This is a genomic window from Deltaproteobacteria bacterium HGW-Deltaproteobacteria-6 (genome assembly GCA_002840435.1).
Taxonomy (GTDB): domain Bacteria; phylum Desulfobacterota; class Syntrophia; order Syntrophales; family Smithellaceae; genus UBA8904.
This window is the reverse complement of record PHAT01000050.1, coordinates 1-1147: the sequence shown is the minus strand read 5'-3', so window position 1 is coordinate 1147 and position 1147 is coordinate 1. Positions and strand designations below refer to the sequence as shown.

General features: G+C 52.3%; 1 protein-coding gene. It reads left to right on the top strand.

Going from position 1 to position 1147, the window contains the following annotated elements; genetic code table 11:
- A partial coding sequence (locus tag CVU71_18750) for a translation initiation factor IF-2 (protein ID PKN16412.1) occupies positions 1-1147 on the top strand: 1147 nt, incomplete at both ends.

Genomic DNA, 1147 nt, shown 5'->3' with positions numbered 1-1147 from the left:
CCTGATTGCCCATCTGGAAAGATTGGGGATTACGGTCAAGTCCCATGCCAGCAGTTTGGAAGAGAGCGAGGTCGAAAGAGTCAGGACTGACTTGCAGACCACGTCTCCGAGACAGATTGTTGAGGAAAGAATAAAAACGACGGTTATTCGCCGCCGTACGGTCCGCACACCGGTTGAGCCGGTCCCGGTTGAAGCTCCCGATGAAGCAAAAGAAGAACCCGCTGAAGGAAAAACCGCTCCGGCTGCCGCTCCGAGAAAAGAGGCGGTTGCAGGCGCTGCGGAAATACCCGGGGCAGAAAAGGCAAAAGAAGAGGTGTCGACCGCTCAACCGGGTGTTCCTACCGAGGACGTGAAGAAAGACGTGTCGGCCGCGGGACCGGTTGAGGAATTAAAACCGGATCAGTCGGTGCCTGAAAAGATTCCGGAAGCACCCAAAAAGCCGCCGGTAATTCTCCCCGTTCGGCCGCCGATGATGTCCAGGCATAAAATCACTAAGCCCGAAGAGAAAAAAGAAATTCCGGCAAAAGCCCCCCAGAAGCCGGGGGAAAAAGTTATTGTACCGCCACCCGAAAAAATCATTAAAAGGGAATTTGAAAAGCCCAAGAAAAAAGGCAAGGGGCCGGTGGAAGTCTTTATTGAAGAGGAAAAAGAGGTCCCGCGCCGCAAGATTCTGGAAAGAAAAATCGACAAGAAGATCAAAGTCATTGAAGATGATCGGGACGTGGCATTCAGCAAATGGCGCGAAGAGAAAAAGGCCGCACCGGTCAAGATGAAGAAAACCGAAATTACGGTACCAAAAGCCATCAAGCGCCGCATTCGTGCGGGTGAAACGATTACGACGGGAGAACTGGCCAAACGGATGGGCGTTAAGGCCGGCGAGGTCATCAACAAGTTGATGGCAATGGGCGTAATGGCCACCATCAATCAGTCTATTGATTTTGACATTGCCACGCTGGTAGCCTCTGAGTTCAGTTTTCAGGTGGAAAAAGCGGAGATGGAATTTGGGGATACCATGCTGAAATCTCAGACGGTCCCGGAAAATCTCAAACCGCGCGCGCCGATCGTCACGATCATGGGTCACGTTGATCACGGTAAAACATCGCTGCTGGACGCGATCCGTCAGACCAATGTGATTGACGGCGAAGCA